Source organism: Ensifer sp. B1-9, from assembly GCF_050474445.1.
Taxonomy (GTDB): Bacteria; Pseudomonadota; Alphaproteobacteria; order Rhizobiales; family Rhizobiaceae; genus Ensifer.
On sequence record NZ_JBCHVG010000002.1, the window covers coordinates 1 to 14908 of the forward strand.

Consider the following 14908-nt stretch of genomic DNA (forward strand, 5'->3'; position numbering starts at 1 on the left):
TACAATTTCGGCCGTAGGCTCAAGACCCTCAAGGGCCTCACGCCCTACGAGTTCATCTGCAAAGCATGGGCTTCACAACCCCAACGTTTCACCCTCAATCCGCTCCAGCAAATGCCGGGACTAAACATCTAGTGGTGAAAACCTGACGCTTAGTGCCCGACACGGGCTGCCGTTTTGGGTGGGGAGCAAAAATTCGACAGCCTGTCGCCTCAGGTCTGGTTAGCTCCAAGTCGGGACTTCCCTCTACCTGTCGTCCGGCGAACGCTTGCGGTCGACACGAAAGTCGGGAGCGAGTCAGATCGCATGGATGTCGCGTCGGGCGAATGCGGCGAATATTGCCATGGCCATGATGATGAGAAACAGGATCCAGTGCCGGCGTCTCCCCCTCCGCTTCATTCTCTCCACTACCGCATCAGAATCAGCGACAGCAACTTCTTCCGCCAGAACGTCCCGGCGTGAATTGACCTCGTCAGCGAGCTCTTGGGCTCGTGCAATATCGTTGCCGATGTATGGCGACACAAGGATGGTCTTAGTCGCACTGAACACACCTGGTTTTGAGTCATCGCCCTTGGCAGCCAGTGCCCGCTCCTCTTCCAGCGTGAAGAAGGCAAGCCAAATGCCGTGCGATGTTTGTACGACAGTCGCCTTTCCCCACTCGTTCAGGTCGAGGATTGTTTGACGAAGGAGGCCGCTGAGAATCAGGCGGCGACCACAAAGCTCCAAGCGCGCGGATTTGATCCAAGGAAGCAACACCATCAGCAGGCCACCGAGAAGGAATAACGCTCCCATAGCCAACTGAAGGATATCAGCCATAACGAGCAGAACCGTAGGAGATGGCAAGGTGAAGGTTGCCCATAGTATCAGCACACCAACGGCGATGCCCAGCGGGCCAAGGAAAAGATGTCGTGTCGAGCGGATAGGTCGAAGAACTAGATTTCCTTTGCCTCCTAACCGAAGTGATGAAGCCGTTCGTTCTTGCATCCACCGACATCCCCCCGCGCGTGACGTCAAAGTGCCCAATTTCTCCCACTGGTTGAACTATGCCGAGTCCCGACGATCGCGTCTAGCTTACTCGATCGCGTGAGGCTCTTGCCCCTTGCGAGGATGAGCCAAACCGAGCCATTCATCGTACCGGATGCCGATGACCGCATAGGTCGAAACCGGTATTTCGGCTCCGGTACCAAGCGTCAGATTTTCACCACGAGCCTCCGCACGGTAAAGATCCCGTTGCCGCCGGCATCGCGAACTTGCATAAATCAATTTTAATTGCTTCTTAAATAGCGATCGGTAGCGTGCGGCGCGATAGGCCTATCCTCGTTTCGAGGGGCCCCAGCCGCATGAAGCATGGCTGGCTCCGCCTTCTGGCATGTTCAACGTTTTCCCGTAGACGTCAGCGCTCCGCCCCTCCGCGGACGATGGATGCTGCGCGAAAATCAACGAGAGCTCATGTCCGGCGGCGGTCGCCGGCATCCATTGGGAGCCCATCTTGTCCAAGCGATCGAATCTCATGACGCGCATCCTCGTCGCCGCGTCCTGTGTCGTCGTCGGCGCCTTTGCCGGCTTTTCCGTTTACATCGACACGCTGCAGCGTAGCACCACCACCAAGGCGGTCGAGGAGAACATTGCCTCCTCCGGCACGCAGGCCGCGCAGAGCGTTGCCAAGTGGCTGAATGGCCGCGTCACGCTGACCGCGATGGTCGCCGATGCCACCGGCCGCGCGGCCGATGACGGCGCCATCCAGCCGATCCTGAAGAACGACGTGCTGACCAGCGAATTCATGTCGACCTATGTCGGCAACGAGAGCGGCAAGTTCATCACCTGGCCGGACAACCCGATGCCGGCCGGCTATGACCCGCGCCAGCGCCCGTGGTACCAGCAGGCAGTCAAGGCTGATGCCCGGGTTTTGACCGAGCCCTATGTCGACGCTTCGAGCGGTGCGCTCATCATCAGTGCGGCGGTGCCGGTCAAGCGTGACGGCAAGCTCTATGGCGTTGCTGCCAGCGACTTTTCGCTCGATACGCTGGTATCGATGATCAAGGGCGTCGACGTCGGCGGCGAAGGCTTTGCCTTCCTCGCCAGCAAGGACGGCCAGATCCTCGTGCATCCGGATGCCAAGCTCGTCACCAAGTCGCTCGCCGATGCCTTCCCGATCGACACGCCGACGATCGGTTCCGGCATCATGAACACCGAGCTCGGCGGCAAGCCGATGCTGGTGAGCTTCGTTCCGGTACAGGGCCTTCCCTCGGTCGAGTGGTATGTCGGCTTCGTCATCGACGCCGATGCCGCCTATTCCGCGATCGACAAGTTCCGTATTGCCGCAACCATTGCCACGATCCTTGCGGTCGGCGTGATGATCGTCTTCCTCGCGACCTTCCTCAGCCGTCTCGTGATCCGTCCGGTGACGGACATGACCGGTGCGATGGAAAAGCTTGCTGCCGGCAATCACAACGTCGAAATCCCCGGCGAAGAGCGCCGCGACCAGATCGGCTCAATGGCCGCGGCAGTCGCCGTCTTCAAGGCGAACGCCGTCGAACGCGCCCGCCTCGAGAGCGAAGCGGATGCCAACCGGTCGTTGTCGGAACGCGAGCGGCTGGAGCGCGAAGCGCAGAAGGCACGGGATGCGGCCGAAATCCAGCAGGCCGTCGATGGCTTGGCAACCGGCCTCGGCCGGTTGGCCGATGGCGACCTCGCCTATCGTATCGATACCCCCTTCGCCGATCGCCTCGACCGTCTGCGCGCCGACTTCAACAACTCCGTCGCCAAGCTGCATGACACGCTGCGCGCCGTCGGTGCGAATGCCCGTGGCATCGACGCCGGCGCCTCCGAGATCCGCTCGGCCGCCGACGATCTCGCCCGCCGCACCGAGCAGCAGGCGGCTTCGGTTGAAGAGACTGCAGCCGCACTCGAAGAGATCACCACGACGGTCAAAGATTCCGCCCGCCGGGCCGAGGAAGTCGGTGCGCTCGTCGCCCGCACCCGTGCCGGTGCGGAAAAGTCCGGCGAAGTCGTTGCCAACGCCGTCGAAGCGATGCACGCGATCGAGAAGTCCTCGGGGGAGATCTCCAACATCATCGGCGTCATCGACGACATCGCCTTCCAGACGAACCTGCTTGCGCTGAACGCCGGCGTCGAGGCGGCCCGTGCCGGTGAAGCCGGCAAGGGTTTTGCCGTCGTTGCCCAGGAAGTGCGCGAACTCGCCCAGCGTTCGGCCAATGCGGCCAAGGAGATCAAGGCACTGATCACCACCTCGGGCAATCAGGTCAGGAACGGGGTGACGCTGGTCGGCGACACCGGCAAGGCGCTGGAGACGATCGTTGCCGAGGTCCAGGAGATCAACAAGCATGTGAGCGCGATCGTCACGGCGACGCGCGAACAGTCGACGGGTCTCCAGGAGATCAACACGGCGGTCAACACCATGGACCAGGGCACGCAGCAGAATGCGGCGATGGTGGAAGAGCAGACGGCGGCAAGCCACGGTCTTGCCTCCGAGGCCGCCTCGCTCAATGCACTGCTCGCCCAGTTCAACCTCGGCGAAACGCAAGCTGTTTACGTCGGAAGCAGTGCCCGTCGTCGCGCGGCCTGACGTCCGCGCCCCCGGGGGCAGAACGCCGGAACAACAAAGGGATAGGTCATTGCCGTGAATCACTATGGCAATTGCTTCAAGCCCGATATGAGAAAGGCCCGGGAAACCGGGCCTTTCTCATTGATGTTTTTGTGCTCCGCTCCTGTCCTCATCGGGCTCAACCCGTGGCGGAGAAGATGAGCAATGTTGCCGGACAGCGGCCATACAGCAGACCGGTCTCCCGGCCGGCTCTCATTTCTCGAGCGTCGCGACCGCCTCGACATGGGCCGACCAGAGGAACTGGTCGATCGGCGTCACCGAAATGATCCGGTAGCCTGCAGCCGTAAGGATGGAAAGATCGCGTGCCAGCGTGACCGGATTGCAGGACACGGCCACGATCTTCTTGACACCGGAGCGGGCGATCTCATGACACTGCGCCTCGGCGCCGGCGCGTGGCGGATCGAAGACGATCGCGTCGTAGACCTTCAACTCCTGCGCCATGACCGGACGGCGGATCAGGTCACGCTTCTCGACGGTCACCGGCTTCAGCCCCTGCGTGTTGCGCGCAGCGAAGTCGAGCGCCTTCAGCGCCTTGTCCTCGCCTTCGACCGCGTGCACGCGCGCCTTGCGTGCGATGCGCAGTGCGAAGGTGCCGCAGCCGGCAAAGAGATCGGCGACGCGCTTGGCCTTGCCGAGGTGATCGAGCACCAGCTTCGCCATCGCCTCCTCGGCCTCGGCCGTTGCCTGCGTAAAGCTACCCGGCGGCGGCGAAACGGAAACGCCGCCGAAATCGATCAACGGCTTCACCGGTTCGACGATGATCTCGCCATTCAGGCTGACGCGGGCGATGCCGCGCTCGCCGAGGACGGCCTCGACCGTGCGGCGGCGTTCGCGGTCATCGAGCTTCTTGATGCCTTCGACGGCAAGGTCGAGGCCCGAAAGGGTCTCGAGCACGGTGATACGAAACGGCTCGGCGTTGACGGCCATGGCGGCGCCGATCCTGGCGATCGTTGCGAGCTTCGTGACGATGCCCGGGCTCGCGATCGGACATTCGGAGATCGCGACGATGTGATGGCTTTCCGCCTGGTTGAAGCCGAGAAGCAGTTCCTTCTCGGTCTTGCGGGCGGTGAAGACCGCACGGCGGCGCTGGCCGGGATGGGCGACGATCAGTGGCGCCACCTCCGGCTTCAGCCCTTTCGACTTCAAGGCAGCGATCACGAGATCGCGCTTGAACTCTTGATAGAGCGTATCCGAGGCGTGCTGCATCGTGCAGCCGCCACAGGTGCCGTTGACACCGTCAGGCCCGAAGTGCCGACAGCGCGGCTCGACGCGCTCGGCGGAAGGCTCCTTCAGCGCGATCAGCGTCCCGTGCGACTTGTTGACCGCCAGCGCCACGCTCTCGCCGGGCAGCGTGAAAGGCGCATAGATCGGCCCATCGGGGCCTTCGGCAATGCCGTCGCCCTGGGCGCCAAGGCGGTTGATTCTGACGGTCTCGGTGCTCATGGCTTTTTCCCCGCCAGCAGAAACTCGACATTGCCGTCGCCGCCGGCAATGGGCGAGGGGATGAGGCCGAGGCTCTGCCAGCCCATGTCCTCGACGAGCCAGCGCTCAAGTTCGGCAGCAACGGCCGGAGCGCTGTCGGGATCCTTGAGCAGGCCAGCCTTGCTGATCGCGTCGCGACCCGCCTCGAATTGCGGCTTTACCAGCAGGATGCAGCGTGCGCCGGGAAGCGCCATGTCGAGCGCCGGAGGCAGGGCAAGCTTCAGCGAGATGAACGAGACATCCGAGACGACGAAGGTGACCTCGCGATCGTCAATGTCTTCGGGCGTCATCGCGCGCGCATTGAGACCCTCTATGCTGGTGACACGCTCGTCGTCGGCGATGCGTGGGTGGATTTGCCCATGGCCGACATCGACCGCCACGACATGCTCGGCGCCGCGCTTCAAGAGGACTTCGGTGAAGCCGCCCGTGGAGGCGCCGATGTCGAGACAGCTTTCGCCGGCGGGATCGAGCGCAAAGTGATCGAGCGCTGCGACGAGCTTCAGCGCCGCGCGGGAGACATAGTCCTGCGCCGGATCATCGATGGTGATCGTCACGCTTTCGGCAAACATCGACGACGGCTTGTTGACCGTGCGGCCGTCAACCTTGACGGTGCCGCGCTGGATCGCGTCGCGGGCGCGGGCGCGGCTGGCGACCAATCCTGTATTGAGCAGCAACTGGTCGAGGCGGACCCGGTTTCTGTGTTCTTCGTTCTGGCGTTCTTCTGACATGCATTTCTCATGGCGATTTGCCGCTGTAATGGCAAGCCCCCCGCGCTCGGAGCGCCGGCTCCAGATCACGGATAAGCGTGGTTTGGAACATTGCCGCTGATTTTGAGTTCGCTCCAAGTTGCCTGCAGGTTGCGAGGCAGCCGAGCCAGCAAACGGGAAGAAGCGATGACCCGCAGCCAGAAACAGTGGTCCCGAGACGTCACGCGCCACAGCAACGCTCTCGAACTCGAGCCTCATGTGTTCGAAAAGGAGGATGCGAAGGAGATCGCAGCGTCGCTGAAGCGTTCTGCCGACAGAAGCAGCAGGCGAAAGGCCGAGCCCTTTCGGTCTGCCATGTCGATGCTGACCTTCTATGTCAATCGCGCGGGCAAAAACCTGCCGGACGACAGGAAGAAAATTCTGGAAGACGCGAAGGATGAACTGCGTCGCGCTTACGGCCGGCGCCCCAAGGCGTGAGGTGACCTTCGTGTTGGAGGATTAGCCGGCAGCGCCGATGCCGATATCCTGCTTCTGGCCGAGCGCCTTGAAAACGGTCGAGACGATGCCGGCGCGGTCGAGGCCGGCGGCGGCGTACATCGCCTCGGGCTTGGCCTGTTCCATCCAGATATCGGGCATGACCATGGGGCGCACCTTGAGGCCACCATCAAGCAGGCCGTCCTCGGCGAGGAACTGCAGCACATGGCTGGCGAATCCGCCAACGGCGCCTTCCTCGATGGTGATCAGCACCTCGTGGTGGCGGGCAAGCTGGCGGATGAGGTCATGGTCGAGCGGCTTGGCGAAGCGCGCATCGGCGACCGTGGTCGAGAGGCCGGCGGCATCGAGATCTTCGGCCGCCATCAGACAGTCGGCAAGACGGGTGCCGAAGGAGAGCAGCGCCACCTTCGATCCCTGCTTGACGATGCGGCCCTTGCCGATCTCGAGGATCTGGCCGCGTTCCGGCATTTCGACACCGACGCCTTCGCCGCGCGGGTAGCGGAAGGAGATCGGACCGGCGTCATAGGCGACGGCGGTGCGCACCATGTGCTTCAATTCCGCCTCGTCGGCGGCTGCCATCACCACGAAACCGGGAAGCGTCGCGAGATAGGTCGTGTCGAACGAACCCGCATGGGTCGGTCCGTCGGCGCCGACGAAGCCGGCGCGGTCGATCGGGAAGCGCACCGGCAGGCCCTGGATCGCCACATCATGCACCACCTGGTCATAGCCGCGTTGCAGGAAGGTCGAGTAGAGGGCCGCGAACGGCTTGTATCCCTCGGCGGCGAGGCCGGCGGCGAAGGTCACCGCATGCTGTTCGGCAATGCCGACGTCGAAGCACCGCGACGGATGGACCTTGGCGAACCTGTCGAGACCGGTGCCGGAGGGCATGGCGGCAGTGACGGCGACGATCTTGTCGTCGAGGCTCGCTTCCTGCGTCAGCGCATCGGCAAAGACGGAGGTATAGGCGGGGGCATTCGGCTTGGCTTTTGCCTGGGCCCCGGTAATGATGTCGAATTTGTTGACGCCGTGATACTTGTCGGCGGCGGCTTCCGCTGGCGGATAGCCCTTGCCCTTCTGCGTCACCACATGGATCAGCACCGGACCCTTGGCATTGTCGCGCACGTTGCGCAGCACCGGCAGCAGATGGTCGAAGGAATGCCCGTCGATCGGGCCGATATGGTAGAAGCCCATCTCTTCGAAGAGCGTGCCGCCGGTGACGTAGCCGCGGGCGTGTTCCACCGCGCGTGTGATCGCCCGGTCGACGGTCTTGCCGAGATAGGCGGTCAGCTTCTTGCCGACCTCGCGGATGCCCATATAGGTGCGGCCGGAGGCAAGGCGCGCCAGATAGGCGCTCATCGCGCCGGTCGGCGGTGCGATCGACATGTCGTTGTCGTTGAGGATGACGATCAGCCGCGCGTCGAGCGCGCCGGCATTGTTCAGCGCCTCATAGGCCATGCCGGCCGAAAGCGCGCCGTCGCCGATGACGGCGATGACGTTGCGGTTCTTGCCGTCGAGATCGGCGGCGACCGCCATGCCGAGGCCGGCGGAAATCGACGTCGAGGAATGGGCGGCGCCGAAGGGATCGTATTCGCTCTCGGCGCGACGCGTGAAGCCGGAAAGGCCGCCTTCCTGGCGAAGCGTGCGGATGCGGTCACGGCGGCCGGTCAGGATCTTGTGCGGATAGCACTGGTGGCCGACATCGAAGATCAGTCGGTCATGCGGCGTGTTGAACACCTTGTGGATGGCGATCGTCAGTTCGACGACGCCCAGGCCCGCGCCGAGGTGGCCGCCGGTCCGCGACACCGCGTCGATCATCTCCGCCCGGACTTCTCCGGCAAGCTGCGGCAGGTCCTTGTCGTCGATCTTCTTCAGATCGTCGGGGAAGGTCACCTTGTCGAGCAAGGGAGTAGCCGGCATCGGATTGGTTGGCAGTTGTGTCACGCTGCATGCCTCATGCGCGCCGCGGGATCAGGCGCGCGATAGTTAGTGGTACCGTCGAAGCGGCTCTTTAGACGCAATCGTTGCTGAATGCAAAATTAGGCGTTCCTGCGTCGTCGACCAAGAGACTAGCGCATGATTCTGTGAATCGAAATCGATTCAAGCGGGATGAGGCAATGTTGCGCGGTTTTATGCACTCCTCCCGCCTCTACTTTTGGTCGAACTCAGCCTTCGGGCAGCGGAATGAATTCTTCCTCGTCTCCGGGCACGATGTCGAAGCGGCCGGTGCGCCACTCTTCCTTCGCCTTGTCGATGCGCTCCTTGGACGAGGAGACGAAGTTCCACCAGATGTGGCGGGCCGAACCGAGCGCGGCACCACCGAAGAGCATGACGTGACAGCCCTGCGGCCCGGCGGTCACGGTGATCTCGTCACCCGGGCGGAAGACGAGCAACTGGTTTTCGGCGAAATGGTCGCCGGCGATGATCGCCTCGCCGGAGAGAATATAGAGCGCACGCTCTTCCCACTGCGCGGCGAAGGGGGCGCTTTTGCCTGGCGCGATGTTGAGATCGACGTAGATGGTGTCGGTGAAGACCGAGACGGGCGACTTGGCGCCCTCGAAATTGCCGATCACCACCCGCGCCTTGATGCCGTCGTCGCTCATGTGCGGCAGCGCCCGCTCCTCGGTGTGGCTGAAGATCGGGTCGATCTCTTCCTTGTGGTCGGGCAGCGCCAGCCAGGTCTGCAGGCCCGAGATCGAGCGTGCGTGGCCGCGCTGGTTTTCAGGAGAACGCTCGGAATGTACGATGCCGCGGCCCGCGGTCATCAGGTTGACGTCGCCGGGGCGGATGACCATCTCGGTGCCGAGGCTGTCGCGGTGCTTGATCTCGCCGTCGAAGAGATAGGTGACGGTCGAAAGGCCGATATGCGGGTGCGGGCGCACATCGATCGCTTCGCCGGCCCGCAACAGCGCCGGTCCCATGCGGTCGAAGAAGATGAAGGGTCCGACGAGGCGCCGCTTCGCAGTCGGCAGCGCGCGCCGAACCTGCAGCCCGCCGATATCGCTGGTGCGCGGAACGATCAGGTGTTCGATGGCGTCGCAGGCGGGCTTGTCGCCGGCCAATGGATCGGGGCCTGGAAAGAAGGACATGCGCGTGCTCCCGTTTTTTGCTGTCGCCTCAATAACTAACGCCTGCACTCTGAGGCGGCTAGAGACCAGGCCGATACGCAGCGTTTCCGCGGGGCGGTCAATCCTGCTGGAGCGCCATGCATTCAGATGAGCGCGTGAAGGACGCTCCAGGAAGATTGATGGCTTAGTCGGCGTCGAGCGGCTCCACGCCCTGCGGCTTGCCGGCGCGGTCGAGCCGGATTTTTTCGATGCGGTCTTCAGCGGCCTTCAAGAGCGCCTCGCAATGCTTCTTCAGCGCCTCGCCGCGCTCGTAGATCTCGATCGACTTGTCGAGCGCCACGTCGCCGCGTTCCAGCGCCGAGACGATCCGCTCCAGTTCCTCGACGGCATGCTCGAAGGAGAGGGCGGAAACGTCCGGTTGCGTGGTGGTGTTCATGGTTACCCTCTCATCAGTCTCAGAATGTGCAGGCCGGCCGATTCGGCCAGGCCCTGAAGGTCATAACCGCCTTCGAGCAGGCTGACCATGCGGTTGCTGGCGCTGCGATCGGCGATCTCGTGCAGCCGTCCGGTGGCCCAATCGAAATCCTCGGCGACGAGGTTGATCTGCGCCAGCGGATCGCGGTGATGCGCATCGAAGCCGGCCGAGATCAGGATGAAGTCCGGCCGGAAATTGGTGAGTGCCGAAAGCACGCGGGTGCGGAACGCCTCGCGGAAGTGCTCGCTGCCGTTGTTTGGCGAGAGTGGCGCGTTGACGATGTTGCCTTTGACGCCTGTCTCGTCCTTGGCGCCGGTTCCGGGATAAAGTGGCATCTGGTGCGTCGAGCAGAAGAGCACCGACGGATCGTTCCAGAAGATGTCCTGGGTGCCGTTGCCGTGGTGCACGTCCCAGTCGACGATCGCGACGCGCTCGGCGCCGTGAACCTTTTGGGCATATCGGGCGGCAATCGCCACCGTGTTGAAAAGACAGAAGCCCATCGCCTTGTTCTTCTCGGCGTGGTGTCCCGGTGGCCGCGCTGCCACAAAGGCGTTGTCGGTCTCGCCGGCAAAGACGGCGTCAACCGCCGCCACCGCGCCGCCGATGCCGGTCAGCGCCGCGTCGAGGCTTGAGGGGCTCGCATAGGTGTCCGCCTCGAAATGATTGAGGCCTTCCTCCGGAATAGCGCGCCGGATGGCGGTCAGATGCTCTTCCGGGTGGGCGAGCAGGACGAGGTCTTCGCTCGCCTTCTTCGCCTCGATCCGCTTGAGATCGGCGAAGTTCGGATGTTCGAGCGCAATGTTCAGCGCCTTCAGCCGGTCCGGCCGCTCTGGATGTCCCTCCGGAACCTCGTGTTCCAGGAAGACTGGGTTTTCATAGAGGAACGTGGTCATGCCGGGAAACTAGTGCTGTAATCTGTCCAGGTCCATGGCAAGGCGGCGGAAAGGCGGAATTTTCAACAGCGCGGATCAAGCAGCAGCTTCCCGTCGCGGCCGGAATCCGCCTGATGCGCCAGTGCCGCATCGAGCCTGCTCAGCGGATAGATCTCGGCGATGCGGCTCCTGAAGAGGCCGCTCCGCAAGCCTTCGAAACTCTTCGCAAAAGCGGCTTCGATCGCCGCACGCCCGGCCGAATGCACCCAGGCGCGCAGCCACAGGAAGGAGAAGCGGATGTCCGGCCGGGCCTGGATCGCCGCCTGCGGGACCGGGACGTTGCTCAGCGCGCCATACTGGATGAAGGCGCCGCCGGGTTCGAGCGTTCGCAGGATAAGGTTGCCGGCAAAAGGACCGCCGACGGCATCGATGATCGCGTCGAAGCGGAGATCCGGCAGGCGCTGTTCGTCTCCAAGCGCGATCTGGCCGGGAATTTCACGCGCGAGCCGCTCGGCGCTGCGCTGGCTGCGGACGATGCCGGCGGCCTCCGCCCCTTCGCCGGCAAGCAGCTTCATCAGCATGCCGCCAATTGCGGATCCGGCGGCTGTGACGCCGATGCGGCGCCGGTCAAGTGAGCCGAAATGTCCGCGCAGCGCCGCGATCAATTGCAGCGCCGTCAGCGGGTTGACGTAGCAGGTCGCCGCGTCGGTCTCGCTGATGTCGTCGGGCAGGGCGAAGCACCATTCGGCCGGCCTGATCAGATACTCCTGCCAAAGACCGCTGGCGCCGATCGGGACCACCTGGTCGCCGGGTTTCAGCGACGTGACGCCCGCGCCGACGCGCGTCACCGTGCCGAAGCCTTCAAAGCCCGGCACGAAGGGCAGGCTGGTGCGAGCGCTATAGGCGCCGCTCACCGGGATGAGATCTGACGGGTTGATGGCGGCAAGCGAAAGCGCCACCTCGACTTCACCGGCGGCCGGGGCCATACGTTCAGCATCGACAAGCGCAATTACTTGCCGGGGGTCGCCGAACTGTCTAACGAGGGTGGAGCGCATCGTCAGGGAGCCTCGCATGGACGGCAGGGAACTGGAGAACGTCACGGAAATTCGTATTCCGTTTCGCGATATAGACATGCACGGCCATATGCACAATGCCGCCTACTACGCCCACGCCGAAGCCGCTCTGTCCAGTTTGTGGCGCCATCGCCCGCATGTGGTGAACGAACCGAGCTATCTCGTGCGCCGCTCCGCTTGCGTCTATCACCGCGGCCTGCGCTACGACGAGCCGGCGCGCTTCACGGTCAACGTGGCGAAGATCGGCGGCAGCTCGATCAGCTTTGCCGTCAAGGTCGAAGCACGCGGTCAGCTCGTGGCGGAAGTCGAGGTCGTCTGGGTCGCGGTGGATCCGCAACGGCACACGCCGCTGCCGCTGCCGACCGCGACGCGGGAATGGCTGACGGCCTTTTCTGTCTAGCCACCGCCATTCCGCGAAAGGTGCGAGGCAATTGTCGCCCGCGATCGCGTGCATTCAAACCGCGCGAAACAGCGCGACGATACCCATCCCGCCGCCAACGCCCATCATCGCCAGCCCCTCCGCACCCGATGGCGCCGTCAACATCTGCGAGAAGAGCCGAACGGTGAGGATTGCGCCCGAGGCGCCATAGGGATGGCCAAGCGCGATGGCGCCGCCATCGAGGTTGATCCTCTCTGCCGGAATGTCGAGCTGGTCGAGGCTGCCGAGCACCTGCGAAGCGAAGGCTTCGTTGAATTCCATGAAATCGACCTTTGCCGGCTCGAGCGCAGGCTGTCGCATCTTGAGCTTCTGCATTGCCGGAACCGGGCCGAGACCGAGCAGGTTGGGATCGACGCCTGCCGTCGCCGCATCGACGAATTCGAGCGCGAAGGGCGCGCCAAGCCGCTGCGCTTCGGCAAGGCTCGTCACCAGCGCCACGGCGGCGCCGTCGTTGATCGGGCAGGCATTGCCGGCCGTCACCGTGCCGCCCTCGACGAAGACCGGCTTCAGCCGCTGCAGCGTTTCCATCGACGCATTGGGGCGTGGGCATTCGTCCCGTGACACGACACCAGTCGCCGTCTCGATCGGCACGATTTCGCGGAGGAAACGGCTAGCAAGTTCGGCTTCGACGGCGCGGCGATGGCTTTGAAGCGCAAAGCCATCCTGCCGTTCCCGAGAAATGCCGCAGGCTACAGCAACATTCTCGGCGGCGACGCCCATGTCCGGATCGCCGATCTCGTCCGGCGCCATGCGGGCGCGCTTGACCGGAGCAAGTTCGCCGCCGCGCTCCAGCGGCGGCCGCAGACGGATATGCGCGCGGCTGGCGCTCTCGGTGCCGCCGGCGAGATAAAATCGACCCGCGCCGGCCTGGATCATGCGCGCCGCAAGCGTGATCGCCTCCAGCCCTGATCCGCATTGGCGATCGACGGTGACGCCCGGGGTCGAAACCGGCAGGCCTGCTTCGAGCGCTGCGAGCCGTGCGAGATTGCCGGCGCTGTTGGCGGCGTTGCCGAGAATGACGTCATCGATATCGGTCGCTGCCAGCCCGACATCCGCAACGAGGCGGGTAATCAGCGCCGCCGCCAGCCGCGATGGCTCGACGTCGCGAAGCGTGCCATTGACGCGGCCGATCGGCGTTCTGAGTGCCGCGATTATCACCGGCACGCGCGATGGATCAGTCGATGTGTTCGAGGCCATCGTTTTCGTCCGCGATCCATTGTCTGAGTAGGCCGGCCGCCACCTTGCCCGAGCGCGTCATCGGCATCTTCCGGCAGAGCCAGAGGCGACGCGGATGTTTATAGCGGGGCAGGTGGGCGGCAAGATGGCGATCAAGCGCTTCCCGGTCAAACGCGCTGCCTTCCGGCTCGATGACGGCAACGAGTTCGCTGCCGAGATCCGGATGATCCAGCCCGAGGACGAGGGCGGCGTGTACGCCGGGATGGGCGGTCAGCGTCGCTTCCACCTCTTGCGGATAGATGTTGTTGCCGCCTGAAAGCACCATGCCGCCGGCGCGGCCGAGCAGATGAAGCGTGCCGTCTTCGTCGAGAAAGCCGAGGTCGCCGACCGTCGCAAGCCGACCAAGGCGGCGAAAACCGGCACCGTCGGCGTCGCCGACATAGCCGTCGGAGACGAGCGTACTGTCGACGAAGATCGTCCCCGTTTCGCCTGTAGGCACTTCGTTCCCCATGTTATTGCGAATGCTGAGCGTGACGCCGGGAAAAGCGCGGCCGACGGCGGTGGCCGAAGCGGTGTCGTTTTGCGAGGCGACGCTGATAAAACCCAGTTCCGAGGCGCCATAATATTCGATGACGGCAGCCTCCGGAAAGGCAATGGTGGCATCGGCGCGATCGCTGGTCGTCAGCTTTGAACCGGCGACCGTGATCTGTGTGACGGACGGGTATTGATTGCCGCCGGCGGCGGCGCAAAGCCGCCGCAGCATCGTCGGTACGAGAACGAGGCGCTTCACCGCCCCCGCTTCGATGAGGCGCTGCGATCGCACCGCGTCGAAGTGGGCGGTGCCGATGAATTCGGCGCCGGCGACGAGCGTTTCGGCCAGCGCATAGAGCGTCAACCCGTGTGCCAGCGGGCCGGGGGCGAATGTGCGGGTCTCGCTGTCTATTCCGAAGAAACGTTCACCGGTCGCGAGGCTCCGCCGCCATGAATCGCGATCGCGGATGATCGCTTTCGGCGTGCCCGTCGTTCCGGATGTGAAGACGATCAGAAATGGCTCGGTATCGGCGCCGGCTGCCAGTGGCGCTCGCTCTTTGCCATCGGTCTCGCGGAAGGATCGCGCCTCGCCGCTTGCCGGAGCCTGCAGAGACAGGTCGGCGCCATTGGCGCTGATGACGAGATCGGGAGACAGACGATCGCGCATGGCCTCCCGGGTTGAGGCCGGCAGATGCGGATCGATCAGCGCGACACAGTGGCCGGCACTGGTGGCGGCGAGAAAGGCGGCAGCGAAAAGCGGATGATTGCCGGCTTCCAGCGCGATCAGGCGCGAGCGATTGCCAAGTACGCTGCGGTGCAAGGTGCTTTCGGTTAGTTCGTCGAATGTTGCAACAAGCTGTCCGGCCAGGCGTTGCAATTCGCCAAAAGCGAAGACCCGGCCCTCGATTTGGAAGGCCGGGGTATGCGGATGTTCATCCGCGTGGCGATTGACCGCGGCGGCAAACGGCATC

At 63.9% G+C, this 14908-nt stretch carries 13 protein-coding genes and 1 pseudogene; 4 read left to right on the forward strand and 10 right to left on the reverse strand.

Annotated elements, in window-relative coordinates; genetic code table 11:
* Positions 1 to 132, forward strand: a pseudogene (locus tag ACQ5BM_RS03165) (IS481 family transposase); the annotation flags it as partial.
* 162 nt (positions 133 to 294) lie between these two features.
* Here ACQ5BM_RS03165 and ACQ5BM_RS03170 read toward each other — a convergent pair.
* Positions 295 to 981, reverse strand: a complete 687-nt coding sequence (locus ACQ5BM_RS03170) for a hypothetical protein (RefSeq protein ID WP_429807697.1) — start codon at positions 979 to 981, stop codon at positions 295 to 297.
* 526 nt (positions 982 to 1507) lie between these two features.
* Between ACQ5BM_RS03170 and mcpU the strand changes: the two genes are divergently transcribed.
* Complete coding sequence (mcpU, locus tag ACQ5BM_RS03175) at positions 1508 to 3583, forward strand: methyl-accepting chemotaxis protein McpU (protein ID WP_429808898.1); 2076 nt, start codon at positions 1508 to 1510, stop codon at positions 3581 to 3583.
* Between the two features lie 231 nt (positions 3584 to 3814).
* On the opposite strand, the gene ACQ5BM_RS03180 is transcribed toward mcpU, so the two are convergent.
* Positions 3815 to 5065 (reverse strand): class I SAM-dependent RNA methyltransferase, encoded by a 1251-nt coding sequence (locus ACQ5BM_RS03180; protein WP_429807700.1) that lies wholly within the window; start codon positions 5063 to 5065, stop codon positions 3815 to 3817.
* Positions 5062 to 5832, reverse strand: coding sequence for a TlyA family RNA methyltransferase (locus ACQ5BM_RS03185; protein ID WP_429807703.1), 771 nt, complete (start codon positions 5830 to 5832; stop codon positions 5062 to 5064). Before ACQ5BM_RS03185 ends, ACQ5BM_RS03180 begins: the two co-directional genes overlap by 4 nt.
* 165 nt (positions 5833 to 5997) lie before the next feature.
* On the opposite strand from ACQ5BM_RS03185, the gene ACQ5BM_RS03190 reads away from it, so the two are divergent.
* Complete coding sequence (locus tag ACQ5BM_RS03190; protein ID WP_429808901.1) at positions 5998 to 6288, forward strand: DUF3175 domain-containing protein; 291 nt, start codon at positions 5998 to 6000, stop codon at positions 6286 to 6288.
* A 21-nt stretch (positions 6289 to 6309) separates the two neighbouring features.
* Here the strand turns inward: ACQ5BM_RS03190 and dxs are convergent, their stop codons facing one another.
* The 5 genes from dxs to ACQ5BM_RS03215 form a co-directional block, all read right to left on the reverse strand.
* Complete coding sequence (gene dxs / locus ACQ5BM_RS03195; RefSeq protein WP_429808904.1) at positions 6310 to 8223, reverse strand: 1-deoxy-D-xylulose-5-phosphate synthase; 1914 nt, start codon at positions 8221 to 8223, stop codon at positions 6310 to 6312.
* Positions 8224 to 8468: 245 nt separating this feature from the next.
* Positions 8469 to 9392 (reverse strand): pirin family protein, encoded by a 924-nt coding sequence (locus ACQ5BM_RS03200; RefSeq protein ID WP_429807706.1) that lies wholly within the window; start codon positions 9390 to 9392, stop codon positions 8469 to 8471.
* Positions 9393 to 9555: 163 nt separating this feature from the next.
* Positions 9556 to 9807, reverse strand: coding sequence for an exodeoxyribonuclease VII small subunit (locus ACQ5BM_RS03205; RefSeq protein ID WP_429807709.1), 252 nt, complete (start codon positions 9805 to 9807; stop codon positions 9556 to 9558).
* 2 nt (positions 9808 to 9809) lie between these two features.
* Positions 9810 to 10739 (reverse strand): histone deacetylase family protein, encoded by a 930-nt coding sequence (locus ACQ5BM_RS03210; RefSeq protein WP_429807712.1) that lies wholly within the window; start codon positions 10737 to 10739, stop codon positions 9810 to 9812.
* Positions 10740 to 10801: 62 nt separating this feature from the next.
* Positions 10802 to 11773, reverse strand: coding sequence for a zinc-dependent alcohol dehydrogenase family protein (locus ACQ5BM_RS03215; RefSeq protein ID WP_429807714.1), 972 nt, complete (start codon positions 11771 to 11773; stop codon positions 10802 to 10804).
* Positions 11774 to 11789: 16 nt separating this feature from the next.
* On the opposite strand from ACQ5BM_RS03215, the gene ACQ5BM_RS03220 reads away from it, so the two are divergent.
* Positions 11790 to 12191 (forward strand): acyl-CoA thioesterase, encoded by a 402-nt coding sequence (locus ACQ5BM_RS03220; RefSeq protein WP_429807717.1) that lies wholly within the window; start codon positions 11790 to 11792, stop codon positions 12189 to 12191.
* A 54-nt stretch (positions 12192 to 12245) separates the two neighbouring features.
* Here ACQ5BM_RS03220 and ACQ5BM_RS03225 read toward each other — a convergent pair whose 3' ends face one another.
* On the reverse strand, positions 12246 to 13427 hold the full coding sequence (locus ACQ5BM_RS03225) for a thiolase family protein (RefSeq protein ID WP_429807720.1): 1182 nt from the start codon (positions 13425 to 13427) through the stop codon (positions 12246 to 12248).
* Positions 13405 to 14907 carry a class I adenylate-forming enzyme family protein gene (locus tag ACQ5BM_RS03230; RefSeq protein ID WP_429807723.1) on the reverse strand — a complete coding sequence of 501 codons (1503 nt, stop codon included), beginning with the start codon at positions 14905 to 14907 and terminating at the stop codon, positions 13405 to 13407. Before ACQ5BM_RS03230 ends, ACQ5BM_RS03225 begins: the two co-directional genes overlap by 23 nt.
* Between the last annotated feature and the right edge of the window lies 1 nt (position 14908).